This window comes from Verrucomicrobiia bacterium, assembly GCA_026414565.1.
In the GTDB taxonomy this organism is placed as follows: Bacteria; Verrucomicrobiota; Verrucomicrobiia; order Limisphaerales; family Fontisphaeraceae; genus Fontisphaera.
This window is the reverse complement of sequence record JAOAIT010000061.1, coordinates 134,771-153,291: the sequence shown is the minus strand read 5'-3', so window position 1 is coordinate 153,291 and position 18,521 is coordinate 134,771. Positions and strand designations below refer to the sequence as shown.

17 protein-coding genes are annotated in these 18,521 nt (G+C 63.8%); 7 read left to right on the top strand and 10 right to left on the bottom strand.

Annotation, left to right across the window (positions count from 1 at the left end):
* Nucleotides 1-44: 44 nt before the first annotated feature.
* The 4 genes from dtd to N3J91_15080 all read right to left on the bottom strand — a co-directional run bounded on the left by dtd (nucleotide 45) and on the right by N3J91_15080 (nucleotide 2,693).
* A complete protein-coding gene (gene dtd / locus N3J91_15095; GenBank protein MCX8157746.1) occupies nucleotides 45-497 on the bottom strand; it encodes a D-aminoacyl-tRNA deacylase in 453 nt (150 codons plus the stop codon).
* A gap of 40 nt (nucleotides 498-537) precedes the next feature.
* The gene (locus N3J91_15090) at nucleotides 538-1,653 is read right to left on the bottom strand and encodes an LptF/LptG family permease (protein ID MCX8157745.1); all 1,116 of its coding nucleotides are present in this window, start codon (nucleotides 1,651-1,653) and stop codon (nucleotides 538-540) included.
* A gap of 108 nt (nucleotides 1,654-1,761) precedes the next feature.
* On the bottom strand, nucleotides 1,762-2,376 hold the full coding sequence (locus N3J91_15085; protein MCX8157744.1) for a YceI family protein: 615 nt from the start codon (nucleotides 2,374-2,376) through the stop codon (nucleotides 1,762-1,764).
* 38 nt (nucleotides 2,377-2,414) lie between these two features.
* Entirely contained in the window at nucleotides 2,415-2,693 is a 279-nt protein-coding gene (locus tag N3J91_15080; GenBank protein MCX8157743.1) for a hypothetical protein, read from the bottom strand.
* Between the two features lie 116 nt (nucleotides 2,694-2,809).
* On the opposite strand from N3J91_15080, the gene murJ reads away from it, so the two are divergent.
* The 4 genes from murJ to N3J91_15060 all read left to right on the top strand — a co-directional run bounded on the left by murJ (nucleotide 2,810) and on the right by N3J91_15060 (nucleotide 8,770).
* The gene (gene murJ / locus N3J91_15075; GenBank protein ID MCX8157742.1) at nucleotides 2,810-4,444 is read left to right on the top strand and encodes a murein biosynthesis integral membrane protein MurJ; all 1,635 of its coding nucleotides are present in this window, start codon (nucleotides 2,810-2,812) and stop codon (nucleotides 4,442-4,444) included.
* Nucleotides 4,445-4,668: 224 nt separating this feature from the next.
* Nucleotides 4,669-5,094 (top strand): hypothetical protein, encoded by a 426-nt coding sequence (locus N3J91_15070; protein MCX8157741.1) that lies wholly within the window; start codon nucleotides 4,669-4,671, stop codon nucleotides 5,092-5,094.
* The gene (locus N3J91_15065) at nucleotides 5,094-7,667 is read left to right on the top strand and encodes an insulinase family protein (GenBank protein ID MCX8157740.1); all 2,574 of its coding nucleotides are present in this window, start codon (nucleotides 5,094-5,096) and stop codon (nucleotides 7,665-7,667) included. The genes N3J91_15070 and N3J91_15065 overlap by 1 nt, the downstream gene beginning before the upstream one ends.
* 134 nt (nucleotides 7,668-7,801) lie before the next feature.
* The gene (locus N3J91_15060) at nucleotides 7,802-8,770 is read left to right on the top strand and encodes a glycoside hydrolase family 43 protein (GenBank protein MCX8157739.1); all 969 of its coding nucleotides are present in this window, start codon (nucleotides 7,802-7,804) and stop codon (nucleotides 8,768-8,770) included.
* Between the two features lie 46 nt (nucleotides 8,771-8,816).
* On the opposite strand, the gene N3J91_15055 is transcribed toward N3J91_15060, so the two are convergent.
* Together N3J91_15055 and N3J91_15050 are read right to left on the bottom strand one after the other, a co-directional pair.
* Entirely contained in the window at nucleotides 8,817-9,746 is a 930-nt protein-coding gene (locus tag N3J91_15055; GenBank protein MCX8157738.1) for a glycosyltransferase family 9 protein, read from the bottom strand.
* A gap of 9 nt (nucleotides 9,747-9,755) precedes the next feature.
* Nucleotides 9,756-10,304 carry a hypothetical protein gene (locus tag N3J91_15050; GenBank protein MCX8157737.1) on the bottom strand — a complete coding sequence of 183 codons (549 nt, stop codon included), beginning with the start codon at nucleotides 10,302-10,304 and terminating at the stop codon, nucleotides 9,756-9,758.
* A 128-nt stretch (nucleotides 10,305-10,432) separates the two neighbouring features.
* Here N3J91_15050 and N3J91_15045 point away from each other — a divergent pair, with 128 nt between their 5' ends.
* From N3J91_15045 to N3J91_15035, 3 genes are all read left to right on the top strand, one after another.
* A complete protein-coding gene (locus N3J91_15045) occupies nucleotides 10,433-11,224 on the top strand; it encodes a DUF1080 domain-containing protein (GenBank protein ID MCX8157736.1) in 792 nt (263 codons plus the stop codon).
* Between the two features lie 121 nt (nucleotides 11,225-11,345).
* Complete coding sequence (locus tag N3J91_15040) at nucleotides 11,346-12,272, top strand: shikimate dehydrogenase (protein MCX8157735.1); 927 nt, start codon at nucleotides 11,346-11,348, stop codon at nucleotides 12,270-12,272.
* Entirely contained in the window at nucleotides 12,259-13,380 is a 1,122-nt protein-coding gene (locus tag N3J91_15035) for a prepilin peptidase (GenBank protein ID MCX8157734.1), read from the top strand. Before N3J91_15040 ends, N3J91_15035 begins: the two co-directional genes overlap by 14 nt.
* Nucleotides 13,381-13,433: 53 nt before the next feature.
* On the opposite strand, the gene N3J91_15030 is transcribed toward N3J91_15035, so the two are convergent.
* From N3J91_15030 to N3J91_15015, 4 genes are read right to left on the bottom strand one after another with little or no spacing between them, the layout of a single operon-like run.
* Nucleotides 13,434-14,066: a riboflavin synthase gene (locus N3J91_15030; GenBank protein ID MCX8157733.1), complete on the bottom strand. Its 633-nt coding sequence runs from the start codon at nucleotides 14,064-14,066 to the stop codon at nucleotides 13,434-13,436.
* A gap of 18 nt (nucleotides 14,067-14,084) precedes the next feature.
* Nucleotides 14,085-15,761, bottom strand: a complete 1,677-nt coding sequence (locus tag N3J91_15025; protein MCX8157732.1) for a response regulator — start codon at nucleotides 15,759-15,761, stop codon at nucleotides 14,085-14,087.
* Nucleotides 15,758-16,132, bottom strand: a complete 375-nt coding sequence (locus N3J91_15020; protein ID MCX8157731.1) for a response regulator — start codon at nucleotides 16,130-16,132, stop codon at nucleotides 15,758-15,760. The genes N3J91_15025 and N3J91_15020 overlap by 4 nt, the downstream gene beginning before the upstream one ends.
* Nucleotides 16,133-16,153: 21 nt before the next feature.
* A complete protein-coding gene (locus N3J91_15015; GenBank protein MCX8157730.1) occupies nucleotides 16,154-18,502 on the bottom strand; it encodes a response regulator in 2,349 nt (782 codons plus the stop codon).
* Between the last annotated feature and the right edge of the window lie 19 nt (nucleotides 18,503-18,521).

Here is an 18,521-nt window from a genome sequence, read left to right as displayed (position 1 = left end):
GCGACGTTATCGCCCCCCGCCCTTTTGTCAACCCGCCCCTTGCTTCATTCCCGGGCCCGGGAATCCATCAAAATGGTCACCGGCCCGTCATTCACCAGCGCCACCTTCATATCCGCCCCAAACTCGCCCGTGGCCACCGGCTTGCCCAGCTCCGCGCCCAACCGCGCCACAAATTCCTCGTACAAGGGGATGGCGGTTTCCGGGCGCGCCGCCCGGCTGTAGCTGGGGCGGTTGCCTTTTTTGGTGCTGGCATGCAGGGTGAACTGGCTCACCACCAACACCTCCCCGCCCACCTCCTGCACCGAGCGGTTCATCACCCCCTGCTCGTCGTTGAAAATGCGCAACCGTGCAATCTTGCCGCACAACCATTCCACGTCCTCGGCCTGATCCACCGCTTCAATGCCCACCAGCACCAGCAGCCCCTGGCCAATGGCGCTCCGGACCTGCCCGGCAATGGTCACCGAGGCCTGCAGAACCCGTTGAATGACGACCCGCATAAACTGTCTCTCCTCACTTGAGCCACGCGCAACGCCCGCCTCACCGCGTGCGGGCGGTGAGCCACACCCCCGCCAGCCCAAACAACAAATTGGGCAGCCAGCCCGCCAGCCACGGCGCCAGCCGTCCGCTCAACCCCAGCGCCTCCGCAAACCGCTGCACCAGGAAATAGGCAAAGGCCAGAAACACGCTGCTGGCCACCCCCACAAAAACATTGCGCCGCCCGCTGCGCGCCGCAAAGGGCACCGCGATCAACACCACCACCAGGCACGTCACCGGCGCCGCCAGCCGCGCATGCCATTTGGTGTCCAGTTGCGCATCGCGCCCCCGCTCCGGATGCCAGCGCCGGTAATCGTAAATCTCCCGCAACGAAAGCGACATCCCCCGTGCCGCCCGCAAATCACTCAGACTGCTCACCTTGATCTCGCTGCGGATGCGCGCCGGCGAGGCCGTCAAATCCGGCAGCGCCATCGCGTTGGTCAGATGGCGCTCGCTGGGAATGGGCTGCCCCGGCGCATAGACGTTCTGCTGCACCTGGAAAAAATGCCAGTGGCCGTTGCTGTACACGCCGCGCTCGGCCGCCAGCTCCAGCCGGCGGCCATCCGCCGCATGCCAGATCACCCGCGCCTTGCGCATCTGACCCGTTGCCGGATGAAAATCAAACGGCCCCACCACGTTGGTATGCCCGCCGGTGAAATCCAGAAACACCACATGCCGCTGCCAGGCCTCCTCCCCCCCGCTTTGCCGCTGGCGCCGCGTCAACAACTCCTCCGCCTCGTCCAGACTGTGCGGCATGAGCACCTCGTTGAGCACGAACATGCCCATTCCGCACGCCGCGCCCACCCCCAGATAGGGCACCAAGAGCCGCCACAAACTCACCCCCGCGCAACGCATGGCCGTCAGCTCGTGATGCCGCGCGTGATGCGTCAGGCTGTACAGCATCGCCAGCAGCAGCCCCAGCGGCACCACATAGCCCAGCGTCTTGGGCAGGGTGAGAAACAGGTATGTGGCAATCTCCCCCGCCTTCAAACCCTGCCGCTGGAATTCGTCCATCTCCGAAAACGTGATGAACGCCAGCCAGAAAATCAGGAAGCCGCTCAGGCAGTAGCCCAGCGGCACCAACAACTCCCGCAGCAAGTACCGGTCCAGCAGGCGCATCGCGGCCCAACCTAAGCCAAAGCCCACGCCGGAGCAAGAACCACTGCAGCCGCGGCCCCTCCGGCTGGCGCCTGCTGGCGCGCTCCAAGCAATCGCCCGCCCGGCGGCTCAGGAGCGCGGCGCGGCCCCGGCAATGCTCAACGTCAGCTCAATCTCCTCCGCCACCTTGTCCTGCGGCGCGGCGGGGTTGATGTTGAAGTCCGACCGCTTGATGGTGAACTGCGCCCGGAGGACCAGCAAATCGCCCTGCTGCCGGTTGTTCGTCCGCGCCCCCAGCTTGTCCTTCAGGTACGTGAACCGCACCGGCACGGTGATCTCCCGCGTCACCCCCTTGATCGTAAGCTGCCCGGTGACCTCCGCCGTGGCGGTATCGCCCGACACCTTGACATTCTTCAGGCTTACCGCCTTGAAACGAATCTCCGGATGCTTCGCCACATCCATCCACTGCGCGCTGTGCAGGTGCTCCTTCATCATCGGATTGGGCACGTGCAGCGTGGCCGCGCTCACCACGATTTCTCCGGTGGTGGCCGCCGGATTCTGCGGATCATAGATCACCTTGCCGCTGATGCCGTTGGCGCTGCCATTGATCGCTTCCAGCGGCGCATCCAGATGAAACACCACGTTGTTCACGCCCTTGGGGTCTGCAAAATCAAACGTCTGCGGCGCCGCCATCGCGCCCAGCGCCAGCCCCAATCCCATCGTGATCATCCCAGCTATTTTCATGCGTCTATTCCTTTCTCACGCCTCAACCGGCGTTCGTTTCATGTTTCTCGATTTGTTGCCCGGGACACGCGTCCCAGAAATGAAAGCCCGATCATGAGCAGGCCCAGAGCCGCCGCCCCCGCCACCACATCCACCCCCGGCACCACCCGCGGCTCATACACCACCGCCTCAATCCCGGTCACCTCGTCCAACACCCGCGTCGGCACGCTGGTCATGGTCCAGCCCCGATGCGCCCCCGCCGCCAGCCACCAGGCCAAAGCCCCGGCCAGCAGCAGCACCCCTGCCCCACGCAACCCGCTTTTGCCTCGTTTGAGCATTATCGTTGCTTTCTAATAACAAACATTAGCAATAATGACACGAGTCGCGCCAACCGCAAGCCACCGCCGCCCGCCCGCCCAAGGCCACATCGCCGGCGGTTTGATCATGGAATAGTATGGCCTCCCCGAACGGCTTTTGTCATGATGCCCGCGCAGAGGACGAGTCCATGACAGCGTCTCGCGGGCAAATGGTGCGTTCGATCTCCGCCGCCTCCCTCATCATGATGGGATCGGTGCTGCTCAGCCGCGTCCTGGGCATCGTCCGCGAAATGGTGCTCGCCGGCATGGGCGGCACCAGCGCCGCCATGGACGCCTACGTGGCCGCCTTTCTCCTGCCGGAGTTCCTCAATCACCTGCTGGCCGGCGGCTTCATGTCCATCACTTTCATTCCCCTGTTTCAGGAAAGGCTGCAACAGGGCGACACCCCCGGCGCCTGGCGCCTGTTCAACAACCTGCTCTGCGCCGGCACGCTGGTGATGTCTCTGCTGGTGGCCATCACCTGGGTGTTCACCCCCCAAATCCTTGCCCTCATGGGGGAGCGCATCGGCGGCGCGGCGCCAGAATACGTCACCCGCCTCACCCGCATCATTTTGCCGGCCCAAATCTTCTTTTATTGGGGCGCCCTCTTCATGGCGGTGCAGTATGCCCACCAGCAATTTTTCCTGCCTGCCCTGGCCCCCTTGATTTACAACGGCGGCATCATCCTCGGCGGCCTGTGCCTCGGCCGCTGGCTGGGCATCGAAGGTTTTGCCTGGGGCGTGCTGGCCGGCGCGCTGGCGGGCAATGCCCTGATTCAGCTCGTCGGTTTGCGGCGGCTCCGTTCCCCCCTGGCCTGGGTGGTGGATTTCCGCGACCCCGGCCTGCGGCGCTATGTCTGGCTCAGCCTGCCGCTGGTCCTGGGGCTGGGCATGCAATTTTCCAACGAGATTGCCTTCCGCATTTTCGGCGCCCCCCTCGGCGAGGGTGCCCTGGCCAGCCTGAATTACGCCCTGCGCATCATGTGGGCGCTGGTGGGCCTGTTTGGCCAGGCCGTCGGCATTGCCTCCTTTCCCTTTCTGACCCGTCTGGCGGTCAGCGGACAAATGGCCGAAATGAACCAGATCGCCCTGGGCGTGTTGCGGCGTCTCCTCCTCCTGGTGCTGCCAGTCTCGGCCGTCCTCATGGCCCTCGCCCCTGAAGTCATCACGGTGGTCTTCCAGCGCGGCCGCTTCACCGCAGAGAGTGCGGCGCAAACGGCGCCCGTGTTGCAATGGTACCTGGCCGGGGCTTTTGCCTTTGCCGCCATGACGATCGTCACCCGCTGCTTTTACGCCCTGCAAAACACCTGGCTGCCCATGCTCGCCAGCACCGCCATTGCGCTGGCCAGCCTTCCCCTCTATGCCTGGCTCAGCCGCGGCTGGGCCGCCCCGGGCATCGCCCTGGCCGGCTCGCTGGGCGCCCTGATTCAACTCGCCGTGCTCTTCTGGCTGTGGCTGCGCCGGCACGGCCAGCAGGCCCCGCTGCGGGATTTGGGCGCCGGCCTCGGGCAGGCCCTGCTGGCCGCGGCGGTGGCCGGCGGCGTAGCCGCCGGCTTGCGCGGGCTGCTGTGGCACAGCCATGCCCTCGCCGGCCTCAAAACGCCGTTCAGCCACGCCCTGGTGGGCCTGAGCGCCGGGGCGCCCGCCCTGTTGGCCGCCGCCCTGCTGCTCTGGCTCCTGGGCAATCCCGAGGCCCGCCAGCTCCTGAAAAAAGGAAGCCGGGCAGGGAGCTGAGAGCGCCCGCCTTGACCGCTCCGCCCGCCCTGTGAATAAATTTTACGTGAAAAACGGGCGGTTTGTGGCACAGTGAAAGGAAGGTGAATTTTTTGACACGGGAACAGCTTAGGACGCTGGCCGTGATGGGACTGCTGCTGGCGTTGGGCTGGGGAGTGAAATGGTACCGCAGTTCAGCCGCTTCCCCAAGCCCACCACCCCCCGTAGTCCATCAGCCGTGAACTATGCACAAGGTCAATTTTGACGAGGAACTGGAGAAAATCCTGGAGCGCGATCCGCGCTATGACCGGGAAGCTTATCATTTTGTGCGGGAGGCCCTCGAGCACACCCAGAAAATGCTCAAGGGCCGCGGACGCACCCGCACGGAAACCCGCCATGTCACCGGCCAACAACTCCTGGAGGGCATTCGCGAGCTGGCCCTGCAACAATTCGGCCCCATGGCCATCACCGTCTTTGAAGAATGGGGCATCCACCGCTGCGAAGACTTCGGCGAAATCGTCTTCAACATGGTCGAGCAGGGGTTGCTGAGCAAAACCAAGGAGGACAGCCGCGCCGACTTCCAGGGGGGCTACGATTTTGACACCGCCTTCCGCCAGCCATTCCTGCCCTCCTCCAAACTCTCCCCCCCGCGGGAACCCAAGGCCGGCTGATGCAGTCTGCGGCTCACAAACCGGTTGGCGCCCGCCGCCAGCCCCCCGCCACTGTGCCGCCCACGCGGGTTGTTTCCCTGGACAACGGCCTGCAACTCATCATCCGCGAGGACCACAGCGCGCCGGTGGCCTCCGTGCAGGCCTGGTGCAAGGCCGGCAGCATTCACGAGGGCCCCTGGCTCGGCGCCGGCCTGTCGCATGTGCTCGAGCACATGCTCTTCAAAGGCACCACCAACCGCCCCGGCCATCAAATTGACCGCGAAGTCCAGAGCGCCGGCGGCTACATCAACGCCTACACCAGTTTTGACCGCACCGTCTATTATATTGATGTCCCCAACTCCGGCGTCCCGGTGGCCCTGGACATCCTCTGCGACATCATGCAAAACGCGGCCCTCCCCGAGGAGGAGCTGGCCCGGGAAATGGAGGTCATCCGCCGCGAAATGGACATGACCCACGACGACCCCGCCCAGCGCTCCGCCCGCCGCCTCTTCGAAACCGCCTACACCCGCAGCCCCTATCGCTTCACCGTCATCGGCTACCCCGATATTTTCAATGAGTTGAAACGCGAGGACATCCTGGCTTATTACCGCGAAAAATACGCCCCCAACAACCTCTTCTTCGTCGTCGTGGGCGATGTGGACGCCGCCGCTGTCGAGCAGCGCATCCGGGACAACTTCGCCGCCGCCAAGGCCCGGCCTCTGCCCCCCATGGTCTTGCCCGAGGAACCCCGCCAACTGGCCCCACGCGAAGTCATCGAAGAGGCTCCCATTGCCCTGGCCCATGTGCATTTTAGCTGGCACATCCCCGACCTGCGGCATCCCGATGTCCCCGCCCTGGACGTGCTGGCCACCATCCTCGGCAGCGGCCGCAGCTCGCGCCTGTATCAAACCGTCCGCGAGCGCCTCGGGCTGGTCAATACCATCGAGGCTTGGACCTACAGCCCCGGCAACCCCGGCCTCTTCGGCATGAGCGCCGTGATGGATCCCGACAAACTCGAACCCGCCCGCGCCGCCATGCTCGCGGAAATCGAGCGCCTCAAATCCCAGCCGGTCAAGGCGACCGAGCTGCAAAAAGCCATCAAACAATTCACCGCCGCCACCCTGGCCACGCGCAAAACCATGGCCGGCCAGGCCCAGGACCTGGGCGCCAGTTGGCTCGCTGCGGGCGATCTGGACTTCTCCACCCGCTACCTCGAGGCAGTGAAAAAAACCACCGCTGCCGATTTGCAAAGAGTCGCCCGCCACTACCTGACCGAGGCCAACCGCACCTGCTTTGTCCTGACGCCCGCCCGCCCCAATCACCTGGCGGCGGCCCGCATCACGCCGCCCCGCAGCTCGGCCATCGAAAAATTCACCCTGCCCAACGGCCTGCGCGTCCTCATCAAAGAGGACCACCGCCTCCCCTTTGTCGAGTTTCGCACCGTCCTGCGCGGCGGCGTGCTGGCCGAAAACCTGGCCAACAGCGGCCTCACCATGCTCCTGTCGCGCCTGCTGCTCAAGGGCACCCGCAAACGCACCGCCGAGCGACTCGCCCGCGAAATTGAATCCCTCGGCGGCAGCATGGACACTTACGGCGGCAATCAGTCCTTTGGCATCAATGTCGAGGTCCTCCACGGCGATTTCGCCCGGGGCCTCGATTTGCTGTCCGACGCGCTCCTGCATCCCACCTTCCCGGCGGAGGCCCTCGAACGCGAACGCGAGGTGCAACTGGCCACCCTCGAACACCAGCGCGATCAAATTCTCCCTTACGCCGCCCGCCTCATGCGCCGCGTCATGTTTGGCCCCGCCGGCTACGGCCTGGACGCGCTTGGCGAGTCCGCCTCCGTCAAACAAATTGGCGCGCCGGACCTGCAGCGCATGCACCGCCAGTTGGTGGTCCCCGCCAACTGCGTGCTGGCCATCTTTGGCGACGTGCACACCGGCACCGCCCTCAAAGCCGTCGAAAAACACCTCGGCCGCTGGCAGGGCCGGCTCGAACTGCCCGAACCGCCCCTCCCGCCCCCCCTCACCGGGGTGGTGCGCCAGTCAGAGACGCTCGAGAAAAAACAAGCCCTCGTCATCGTGGGCTTCCCGGGCGCCACCCTCTTTGACTCGGACCGTTACGCCCTCGATTTGTTGCAGGAAGCCTGCAGCGACCTCGGCAGCCGGCTGTTCATGCGCATCCGCGACCAGCTTGGCCTGGCCTACTATGTCGGCGCCCAGAATTTCCTGGGCCTCACGCCGGGCTTCTTTGCCTTCTATGCCGGCACCGAGCCTTCCCAGGCCGCCCTGTGCGAGGCGGAAATGCTTGCCGAAGCCACCCTCCTTCGCCGCGAAGGCCTGGCCGCGGACGAGCTGCAACGCGCCAAAGCCAAACTCCTGGGCCAGCGCAAAATTGCCCGCCAGGACCTGGGGCACCAGGCCATGGTCACCGCCCTGGATGAACTCTACGGCCTGGGCTGCCATTACTTTGAACAGGAAGACGCCCGCATCCAGGCGGTCACCCTCGAGGATGTCCGCACCGCCGCCCAGAAATATCTGACCCCCGAGCGCATGGTGGTAGTGGTGATCAATCCCCAGCGTGACCCGGCTTGAGGCCCGGCCCCCACCCGGCGGTGTCCGTGCCTTGCCCGGGCAATTAAAAAATCCTGCGGTTTGCTTTTTCTTCGGGGCACGCCCCCTGCCGCTTCCCCCTTGGCCAACCGCCGCTCTCCCGTTACACTCGTCGCATGATGACACGACGCCTTCGCCTCGCCTGGTCCGGCCTCCTCCTGGCCGTTTCCCTGCACTGCCACGCCGGCAATCCCGTCTTCCCCGGTTGGTACGCCGACCCCGAGGTGGCCGTTTTCGGCAAGGAGTACTGGATTTACCCCACCTACTCTGCCCCGTATGATCAACAAACCTTTTTTGACGCCTTCAGCTCCCCCGACCTGGTCCACTGGACCAAGCACAGCCGCATCCTCACCACCAACGAAATCCAATGGGCCCGCCGCGCCATGTGGGCCCCCTCGGTCATCGAAAAAGACGGCCGTTACTTCTTCTTTTTCGGCGCCAATGACATTCAGAATGACCGCCAACCCGGCGGCATCGGCGTGGCCGTCGCTGACAAGCCCTCCGGCCCCTTCAAGGACTACCTGGGCAAACCGCTGATTGACAAATTCCACAACGGCGCCCAGCCCATTGACCAGTTTGTGTTCAAGGACCGCGACAACCAGTACTACCTCATCTATGGCGGCTGGCGGCATTGCAACATCGCCCGCCTCAAGCCCGACTTCACCGGCTTCGACCCGTTCCCGGACGGCACGGTATTCAAGGAAATCACCCCCCAAGGCTACGTGGAAGGCCCCTTCATGTTCATCCGCAATGGCCGCTACTATTTCATGTGGAGCGAAGGCGGCTGGACCGGCCCCAACTACTCCGTGGCCTATGCCATCGCCAACTCCCCCCTGGGCCCCTTCCAGCGCATCGGTAAAATCCTCCAACAAGACCCCGCCGTGGCCACCGGCGCCGGCCATCATTCCGTCCTCAAAATCCCCTATGAAGACACCTGGTACATCGTCTATCACCGCCGCCCCCTGGGCGAAAAAGATGGCAACCATCGCGTCACCTGCATTGACCGCATGGAATTTGACGACCAGGGCTTCATCAAACCCGTCAAAATCACCTTCGAAGGCGTCCCCGCCCATCCCTTGAAATGACCACCCTTGGCGGCCCGTCTGGCCACGGGTGGGATAACCCCGCCCGCTAAGCCGCCGCCAGCATCCTTCGCACGGCTTCCCAGACCGTATTAGGTGGCAAAGCGGGCAGTCCCTGTGGATGGCGCACCAAATGCACATGGCTGCCCCGGGGACGCCACACGGCCTCCACACTCGGCCCCCACAACACCAGCGAGGGCACGCCCAAGGCCGCCGCCAAATGGGTGATGCCCGAATCATGCCCCACAAACAACCGGCAGCCGCGCAGATGCTCGGCGACTTCCGTCAAGGGCCGGTTGCGCAGCAACGTCAACCGCTCCCCCGCCGCCACGGCCCCCAGTTGATCCAGCCGGTCACCCTCGGCCTCACCCCCCACCAGCGTGAGATGCCATGGCGTCTGGCTGAGCAGTTGTTGCACCAGCGTTTGCCAGTGCCGCGCCGGCCAGTTCTTTCGCTCGCTGCCGCTGCCGGGATGCAACGCCACGCGCAGGCATCCTTCCGCACCGGGCGCCAGAGCGCCCGGACCGGCCTGCCCCAACCGCGGCACACCATCCGCCCCGATGATGTCCAGCGCCTCCAAAGGCTTGAGAAAGACCTCCGTGGCATGTATGCCCGCCGTTTCGTTGGGCCGATGCGGCCCCGCAATAAACTGCGCGCTGGTGCAGCTCTGCACGTTGTCCTGAAAAATCCCATCCGGATCGTAAAGGTAGGAGACAATCAGGCTGCACGAGGCAAAATACTCGCACAACTCCAGTTGCAACCGCCCCCCGCGCACAAAAAAACCGGCCATGGCCCGGCTTTCAATCGGCCGCACCGCATCGGCCAGCCCCCCCCATTGGGCCAGGCTGGCAATGTGCGGGTAGCCCAGCACCTCCAGCGGCGGTTGCGGAAAACGGGCGCGCAAGGCCGCCAGCACCGGCAGGGTCAGAATGAAATCCCCAATGGCGCCGCCGCGGATGACCAGGATTTTGCGCTGCATGAATTCAACTTAGAACACTAACACACCAAGCAGCAGCACCAGCAGGCCAAACGCCGCCCGCACGGCGCTGCCGACGCGCACCCGCTGTTCGGTGGCGGTGGCCCAGTGGAGCCAGTCGCGCAAGCGCCACGGTGAGACGGTGAGCCAGATGCCCGCAATCACCAGCCCATACGCCCACCCCACAATGACCAGCCGCCAGTTGCTTTCCGCCCAGCGCGCCGTATCCACCATCAACTTGGCCAGCAGCAGCATGAACACCGCCGCGCCGCGCACCGCCAGAAAGTCCCGCACAAACAGACAGGAGCCAATCCCCACCGCCACAAACAGCGCATAGAGATAAGGCTTTAATGGCTCAAAATCGGCCACCTCCTCCCAGCGCACATAATAAATAAACCAGGCCGTGCTCAGCAGCATCAACACCACCCCCGTCAGCCAGTGCCGCGGAAACTGCCGCGCCACGGCCGCAAATCGCGCCGGTTGAAAAAAACCGTAAAGGTTGGGGGCCAGCACCGCCAGTCCCAACAAAATCGCGAGGGTGGATAGCTTCACCGTCAACATGCGCCTTCGTGTTTAATGTGCCCCTCCCCGCAAGTCACGCAAAATTACCGGCCCGCCCCGCTGCGGCCCGGGCTTCCGGCGGGTCTTTGGACTTGGTAAAGCGCCCGGGACAGGTTATGCTGGGCGCCATGAAACACATTGCACCTTACCACGGGGTTATGCGGGGGACGAGGCCGCCCTGCCTGATGCTTTTTGCGCTGCTCGGCACTCTGGCCCTGCTCACCCTGATGACCGGCTGCAAAAGCAGCCGCCCTGCCACCTGTCCCTGCCAGGCCGCCAAAACCCAGGCCGCCCTCAGCACCACGTCACCGGCGCCGGCCTCTGCCGCCCCCGCCACCAATGCTCCAGCCCCCGCGGAGGAGGAGGTGGAGGAAGGCGAATTGATTTTCGACGGACAAAGCCTCAAGGGGTGGAAAATCACCCCCTTCGCCGGCCACGGCGAGGTGGAGGTTAAAGACGGAAAAATCATCCTCCATGAAGGCATCATGACCGGAGTGAATTACACCAACCCCATCCCCCGCATGAATTACGAGGTCACCTGGGAAGGCTGCCGCGTGGCCGGCAGCGACTTCTTTGCCAGCCTCACTTTTCCAGTGGGCGAAAGCCATTGCACCTTGATCACCGGCGGCTGGGGCGGCGGGGTGGTGGGCATCTCGAGCATTGACAACATGGACGCCTCCGAAAACGAAACCACCCAGTTCATCGCCTTTGAGAATGGCCGCTGGTACCGCTTCCGCGTGCGGGTGACGCCTGACAAAATCGAGGCCTGGGTGGACAACAAAAAAGTGGTCAATGTGAACACCAAGGGAAAAAAGATTGACGTCCGGCCAGGCGAAATCGAGGAGTCCCGCCCCTTCGGCTTCGCCGCCTGGTCCACCACTGGCGCCTTGAAAAATATCCGCATCCGGAAGCTGGACTAAGCACTTCCCCTCTGCCGGTGCCTGGCCGGGGCAGGGCCTCCCCACGCTCCTCGTTTCCCAACGCCCTGCCACGTGCTTCCAGGCTTGCTTCCGTACCCCTCAGACGACTATAACCAAGCGCGTGTCCGAACCCCTGGCATCGCCCATCAACGCCAGCACCCGTTATTGCGCCGTGCTTGGCTGGCCGGTGCGCCACAGCGCCTCACCGGCCTTCCAAAACGCCGGCCTGACGGCGCTGGGATTGAACTGGCGCTACCTGGCCTTTGCCGTGCGGCCGGAGCATCTATCCGAAGTCATCGCCGGCGCGCGGCGCATGCAGTTTATCGGCCTCAATCTCACCGTGCCGCACAAACTGCTGGCCTGCCAAATGGTGGACGCCCTGGATGCCTCGGCCCGCCACTATGGCGCGGTCAACACCATCCGCTTCGAGGCGCAAAACGCCGCCGGCGAGTGGCGGCCTCTGGGCGAATTTGAGGAAGAAGCGCCCGGCGAAATCCGCGCCCAAGGTTTCAACACCGATGCCGAGGCCATCGTGCAGGCCCTGCGCGAAGATCTCGACTTCACCCCCGGCGGCGCCAGCGTCCTGCTGCTCGGCGCCGGCGGCGCCGGCCAGGTCGCGGCGTTGAAACTGGCCGATGCCGGCGTGGCCACGCTGTATCTGGTCAACCGCACACGCCAGAAAGCCGAAGAGGTGGCGCAACGCCTGGCCGGCACCCATGCCCGCCTGCGGGTGCACGTGGGTTATCCGACGGAGCCGGTGGATTTGGTGCTCAACGCCACCTCCCTCGGGCTGCGCGCCGCCGATCCCCTGCCCCTGGACACAGCCCAATTCCCCCTCGCCCGCGCCCGGCTGGTGTATGACATGATTTATCGGCCGGCCGAGACGGCCCTTCTGCAGGCGGCCCGCGCGGCTGGGTGCCGCACCGCCAACGGCCTGAGCATGCTGCTGCATCAAGGGGTCAAGGCGCTGGAAATCTGGAGTGGACGCCCCGCGCCCGTCGAGGTGATGCGCCGGGCGTTGCGGGAGCATGTCTATGGCCACGTTTGACCCCGAAATCTGGGCGCAGGTGCCCTTTCATTTTTGGTCGTGCGCCTTTTTTGTTTTCGGCACGGCCGTGGGCAGTTTCCTCAACGTCATCATCCACCGCGTGCCCCGGGGCCAGAGCATTGTTTCCCCCCCGTCGCACTGTCCCCAGTGCCAGTACGCCATCCCGTGGTACTTGAACATCCCGCTGGTGACATGGCTCTGGCTGCGGGGCCGTTGCGCCAACTGCCGGGCGCCCATCTCGCCCCGCTATTTTCTGGTGGAACTGCTCACCGGCGTGCTGTTTCTGCTGGCCTGGTGGCGGCAGGGCCCGGAGCATCCCGGCGTGGCCCTCATCCTGTGTCTGATGCTGGCCGGCATGATCGCCGCCACCTTCATTGACTTCGAGCATTTCATCATCCCGGAAAGCATCACCTTCGGCGGCATGGTGGCGGGAGTGTTGCTTTCCCCGCTGGCGCCCGCCCTCCACGGCAGGGAATCCGCCGCCGAAGCCTTGCTGGCCTCCCTCCTCGGCCTGGCGGTGGGCTGCGGCCTGGTTTATGGCATCCTGCGCGGGGGCAAGCTGCTGTTTGGGCGCAAAAAATTTAACCTCCCGCCCGACACCACCCTCCTTTTTGGCGAGGAATCACTCAAGCTGCCCGAAGAGGAAATCCCCTATGGCGAGATGCTGTACCGGGACTCCGATTACATCGAGGCCCACGCCAAAAAAGCGGTTTTGGGCGAGCGGGTGTTTGAAAATGTGCGGGTGCGCCTCTACAAGGATCGCCTCGAAATTGGCGAGGAAGTGCTCGATCCCGGCCCGGTCACCCATCTGGAGGTGGTGACCGACAAAATCATCATTCCGCAGGAGGCCATGGGCCTGGGCGACGTGTTTTTCATGGGGGCCATTGGGGCGTTCATTGGCTGGCAGGGGGTGGTGTTCACGCTGCTGGCCAGCTCCATCCTGGGCGCCCTGGCGGGAATTACCCTCATCGCGCTGCGCCGACTGGAATGGTCCCGCTGGATCCCCTATGGCCCCTATATCGCCCTGGCGGCCACCCTCTGGATTTTTGCCGGGCCGGAGCTGGTGAATTGGGTGTTAAAGTGGGGCGAGCGGGCGGCGGGCGGTTGAACGCCTGAGACGCGCCAGGCACGCTGCGCAGATTCCAACTGCGTGGGCGGTGATTACGAGGCCTGCTTCGGCCCCTCCAACAAACCACGCGCCTGCAGCAGTTGTTCAATATATTTGCCCAGCAAATCCGCCTCCAAATTCACCCGATCCCCCACCTTGCGCTCACGCAACGCGGTCACCTCAAAGGTGTGCGGAATGATCCAGATGCGGAAGCCATCCGGATTGACGCCGGCCACTGTCAGGCTGATGCCGTCCACGGCCACGCTGCCTTTGAAGACAATGTAGCGCTGCACCTCGGGCGGCGCCTGGATGTCCAGCACGTGATCCTGCCCCGCGCGCTCCCACCGGATGATCGTCCCCACGCCGTCAATGTGCCCCGTCACAAAATGCCCCCCCAACCGCCCGTTGGCCAGCAGCGACCGCTCCAAATTCACCAACATGCCCCGGGCCGCCGTGGAAAAACTGGTCCGCTGCCAGGTTTCCTGCAGCAAATCAAATTCCAGCAGGCGCCCGGCGCCCCGGCCGCCAGCTTTAACCACCGTCAGACAGCAGCCATTCACGGCCACACTGTCGCCCACACGGACCCCCGTGCCCAGGCGGCCGGCGCGAATGACCAGCCGGATGGCCCGCGCCCCGTGGTGGATGCGTTGAATGACCCCCGTGCCTTCGACAATCCCGGTAAACATAACCCAATAACAACCGCCTTACCCCCCTCCGCCAGGCCGCGGCGCCGCGCCCACGACCCGCCCGCTCAGCCGGCCCTGCAGGTAAAAAGTCTTGATGTCGCCGCAGCGCTTGATGCTCACCGGCTCGGCCGGCGTCAGTTGATATTTCTCCTTGAGCAAATCGGCCGCCGCCTCCGCCACACGAATCTGCCCCGGCGGACATTGCGACTCCAGCGCCGAGGCAATGCGCACCGTGTCCCCCCAGATGTCATAAATAAACTTGCGCCGCCCAATGACCCCGCCAATCAGCGGCCCGGAGCAGATGCCAATCCGCAGCGAGAAATCCATGCGGCTGAGCGAGGCAATGCGTTTGATGACCTTCTGCATTTCCAGGGCCATGTCCGCGGCGGCCGTCGCATGATTAATCTGAGCCACGGGCGCCCCCGCCACGGCCAGGTATTTGTCCACGATGGTCTTGATCTTCTCCAGCCCGTGCAGCTCCGCCAGCCAGTCAAACTGGGACACGATGTCATTCAGCAGCTCCACCGTTTCCGCCGGCGTCAACTGCGTGGAGGCCACGCTAAAGCCCACCACATCCGCCACCAGCACCGTGGTGGCCGGATACTGATCCGCAATCGAGCTTTCCCCCTGCTTGAGCCGCTGGGCGATGGATTCCGGCAAAATGTTGCGCAACAGCGTCTCGGCCTTCTGGCGCTCGGTCTCGATCAACTCAAAGTAGTTGCGCTCCTGATCCCGCAGCCGCTTCTTTTCCAGCGACGCCGCAATGCGGGCATTGAGCAACACCGGATTGAAGGGCTTGGTCACGTAATCATCCGCCCCGATTTCCACGCAGCGGATGACATTTTCCATCTCATCCAGCGCGCTGAGCATGATGACCGGGATGTGCCGCAGGGCCGGATCGGCGATGATCTGCTGCAGCGTTTCCAGCCCCCCCAGCTCCGGCATCACCACATCCAGCAGAATCAAATCAAACTTGCGCTGCCGCAGCAGTTGCAGCGCCTGCAGGCCGTTCTCCGCCTCCATGACCGTGTGCCCCTGCCGCTCCAGCCGCCGGCAGAGCATGTCCCGGTTCATCTCGTTGTCGTCCACAATCAATATGGTGCCGCGGCGCAGCGCCGCCGCCTCGGCCTGGGTGGACGGCGCGCGCAACAACGGGACCGTGGTGGCCGCCTGGCCGCGAATTTTGCGGGCGTCCAATTGCGAGGGGAACGACACACTGTCCAGCAGCGCCAGCAGGTTTTTGGCGGCGCCGGTCACCTTCTGCAAATCCGCCAGCACCCGCTCCAGGCGGTTTTCCTCGGCCAGCTCCTGGCACAGCTCGCTGTAGCCAATGATCAGATTCAGCGGCGTGCGCATTTCCATGCGCACATAATCCAGATCAATAATGTCCGACTCCAGCCGCCACGGCGCCAGCGCCTCGTTGATCAGGGACAGCAACTGGCCGCCGGCGGTGTGGATTTTGCGCAGATCGGCCAGCAGCTCCGGGTCGTCATAGTTCTCCAGCTCCTCCAGCATCAGCTCGCAGTAGCCGATGATCTGATTCAACGGCGTCCGCAGGCTGTGCCGCAGGTTGGACAGCAGCTCGGCCTCCTCGCCCTCCGGGGGCGTGGGCGCGGGCTGCCCTCCGCCCTGCTCGGGCGGGGTGGGGTCTGAAGGCTCAGACCCGGCGGGAGGGGTCGGCAGGGAATCGCTCACGACGACTTTTTGGGCAGCAGTTTTTCAATTTTCTCCAGCAACCGCGGCAGCTCGATCGGCTTGGTGTCGTAATCATCGCACCCGGCCTGCAGGGCCTTCTCGCGATCGCCCGCCATGGCATGCGCCGTCAGCGCAATGACTGGAATGGTTTGCGTCGCCGGAAAGGTCTTCAAAATCTTGGTGGCCTCCCACCCGTCCAGCACCGGCAGGCTCATGTCCATAAGGATCAAATCCGGCGCCTCGGTCTGCGCCTTGGCCACGCCCTCATTGCCATCCACGGCGATGATCACCTCATAGCCCTTGCGCGCCAGCCGCCGCGACAGCATGTCGCGATTCATCTCGTTATCCTCGACCAACAGTATTTTCGCCATAAGCCATGCCTTTAATATACCCTACCCCGACAGTTTTGCCGATTCTTCCTCGGCTTGGTGCTGGGTGAGCACCCGCAGCCGGCTGACCAGCTCCTCGCAGGTGTAGCTGCCTTTGCGCAGAACGCCTTCCACCTGCCGGCCCAGTTTCTGGAAATAGTCCGGCCCCATGTCTTCCGTGGCAATCACCACCACCGGAATCATGCTCCACGCCGGCTGTTTGTCCAGCGCCGCCAAAAACTCCATCCCTTCCATGTCAGGCAGGAGCAGGTTCAGCAAAATCAAAGCCGGGGTGATTTTCTCCAGCCGCTCCAGCGCCGCCCGCCCGCTGCCGGCCTCCTCCACCGTCCAGCCTTCGTTTTCCAGCATGATGCGCAGGGCCTGACGGCTCGGCGCGTCATCATCAATCACCAGCACCTGCCCGCTCTTGTTTTCCCGCCGGTATTTCTTGAGCACATTGGCCAGCCGCTCGCGGCTCACCGGCTTGGTCAGATATTCCGAGGCGCCCAGCGTAAAGCCCAGATTCTTGTCGTCCACCATGCTCAGCATCACCACCGGGATTTCCGCCAGTTGCGGATCCGCCTTCAGGGCCGTCAACACCGCCCACCCGTCCATCTCCGGCATCATCACATCCAGCGTGATGACATCCGGCTTGATCTCCCGGGCCAGCCGCATGCCCTCCTTGCCCCCCAGGGCGCAGGTGACATAAAAGCCTTCCTTCACCAGGTAACGCTTGAGCAGGTCATGGATGATGGGATCATCGTCAATCACCAGCACCCGGCTCGCATTGGGCGGCAGCTCCACCGGCTTCTCCACCTTGGCCGGCGCCACCTCCACCTTCTTCACCGTCGTGGCCGGCAGCCACACCGTGAACGTGCTGCCCTTTCCGTATTCGCTGGTCACCTCGATGCTGCCCCCCATCATTTCGCAAAACCGCCGCGTTATGGCCAGCCCCAACCCCGTCCCGCCGTATTTCTTGGTCGTCCCGGCGTCGGCCTGCGTGAACGCCTGAAACAACCGGCCCATCTGCTCCTTGGTCATCCCGATGCCCGTGTCGGCCACGCGGAACAAAAAGCCCTCCTCTCCGTTGCGCGGCTGCCGCCGTACCTCCAGCGTAATGGTGCCTTCCTTGGTGAACTTGCACGCATTGCTCAACAGGTTGAACAGCGTCTGCCGCACCTTGGTCTGATCCGAATGCATCGTGCCCAGGTTCTCCCCCAGCCGCAAATCCAGCTTGTTGGCGTTTTTCTCCAGCAGCGGCGTGATGGTGGAGGTGATTTCCTTGATCGTCTCCGGCACGTCAAAGGTCTCCAGGAACAAATCCATCTTGCCGGCCTCGATCTTGGAGAGATCCAGAATGTCATTGATGAGCGCCAGCAGATGCTTGCCCGCCCCATGAATCTTCTTGAGATCCACCTCCATGGTTTCCTCGCCCAGGTCCTGCGCCTCCTCGATCAGCATCTCGCTGTACCCGATGATGGCATTGAGCGGCGTTCGCAGCTCGTGGCTCATGTTGGCCAGAAACGCGCTCTTGGCCTGGTTGGCCACCTCGGCCTGCTCCCGCGCCTCCTGCGCCTCCATCGTGGCCCGCGCCAGCTCGGCCGTGCGCTCCTCCACCTTCTTCTCCAACGTCAGATTCGCCTCGCGCAATTTGGCCTGGGCCGCCTGCAAATCCTTCTCGCGCCGCTCCAGGTTTTCGAGCATGGCATTGAACGAATCAATGAGCGAGCCGATCTCATCCTCCGCCTCCTTGGGCACGCGCACACTGAAATTGTGCTGCTGCGCCACGTTGCGGGCCACCTCCGCCAGCGCCAGGATCGGCTTGCTGATGACCCGCTGCAACGCGAACGAGAACAACACGGCACACAAAAAGGATACCAGCAGCACCACCTGCGCAATCTCCAGGTACTGCTCATAATGCGCCCGGATGTTCTCCCCAAAATCCGCCTTCAAATAAACGATGCCCAGCCGCTCGCCCTCGGCTTCAATCGGCTTGAACAAAATGAGGTAATCCCCCTCGAAAAATTGCTGCAACTTCTTGGGCTGCACCGGCAGAACCTCCTCCACGTCCGCCCGCGTGTATTGGGCCATAAGCAAATTGTTCGTGCCATACACCCCCGCCGCCAGCACGTTGGGCGTGCCGGCCAGTTTGGCCAGTTGCCGCCGCACCTCCTCCCGATCCCCCTGCACCACCGCCTTGAGCGTGGTGGCCGTCACCAAATCCGCCACCGTCTCCAGTTGTCGGGAAATGGTCTGGCGAAATCGGAACATCTCATACGCGATGATGGCGGTGCAGGCAACCACCGAGGAAAACATGCAGGCCGCCACAATCACCAGCATGAGCTTCCACTTGAAAGAAATGCGTTTCAACATCTTCATCTGGCCTTTTGTC

Excerpts from the sequence above, each read along its gene's own strand:
- dtd (MCX8157746.1), bottom strand. The coding sequence starts at position 497 with ATGCGGGTCGTCATTCAACGGGTTCTGCAGGCCTCGGTGACCATTGCC.
- N3J91_15090 (MCX8157745.1), bottom strand. The coding sequence starts at position 1,653 with ATGCGCCTGCTGGACCGGTACTTGCTGCGGGAGTTGTTGGTGCCGCTG.
- N3J91_15085 (MCX8157744.1), bottom strand. The coding sequence starts at position 2,376 with ATGAAAATAGCTGGGATGATCACGATGGGATTGGGGCTGGCGCTGGGC.
- N3J91_15080 (MCX8157743.1), bottom strand. The coding sequence starts at position 2,693 with ATGCTCAAACGAGGCAAAAGCGGGTTGCGTGGGGCAGGGGTGCTGCTG.
- murJ (MCX8157742.1), top strand. The coding sequence starts at position 2,810 with ATGGCCTCCCCGAACGGCTTTTGTCATGATGCCCGCGCAGAGGACGAG.
- N3J91_15070 (MCX8157741.1), top strand. The coding sequence starts at position 4,669 with ATGCACAAGGTCAATTTTGACGAGGAACTGGAGAAAATCCTGGAGCGC.
- N3J91_15065 (MCX8157740.1), top strand. The coding sequence starts at position 5,094 with ATGCAGTCTGCGGCTCACAAACCGGTTGGCGCCCGCCGCCAGCCCCCC.
- N3J91_15060 (MCX8157739.1), top strand. The coding sequence starts at position 7,802 with ATGATGACACGACGCCTTCGCCTCGCCTGGTCCGGCCTCCTCCTGGCC.
- N3J91_15055 (MCX8157738.1), bottom strand. The coding sequence starts at position 9,746 with ATGCAGCGCAAAATCCTGGTCATCCGCGGCGGCGCCATTGGGGATTTC.
- N3J91_15050 (MCX8157737.1), bottom strand. The coding sequence starts at position 10,304 with ATGTTGACGGTGAAGCTATCCACCCTCGCGATTTTGTTGGGACTGGCG.
- N3J91_15045 (MCX8157736.1), top strand. The coding sequence starts at position 10,433 with ATGAAACACATTGCACCTTACCACGGGGTTATGCGGGGGACGAGGCCG.
- N3J91_15035 (MCX8157734.1), top strand. The coding sequence starts at position 12,259 with ATGGCCACGTTTGACCCCGAAATCTGGGCGCAGGTGCCCTTTCATTTT.
- N3J91_15030 (MCX8157733.1), bottom strand. The coding sequence starts at position 14,066 with ATGTTTACCGGGATTGTCGAAGGCACGGGGGTCATTCAACGCATCCAC.
- N3J91_15020 (MCX8157731.1), bottom strand. The coding sequence starts at position 16,132 with ATGGCGAAAATACTGTTGGTCGAGGATAACGAGATGAATCGCGACATG.
- N3J91_15015 (MCX8157730.1), bottom strand. The coding sequence starts at position 18,502 with ATGTTGAAACGCATTTCTTTCAAGTGGAAGCTCATGCTGGTGATTGTG.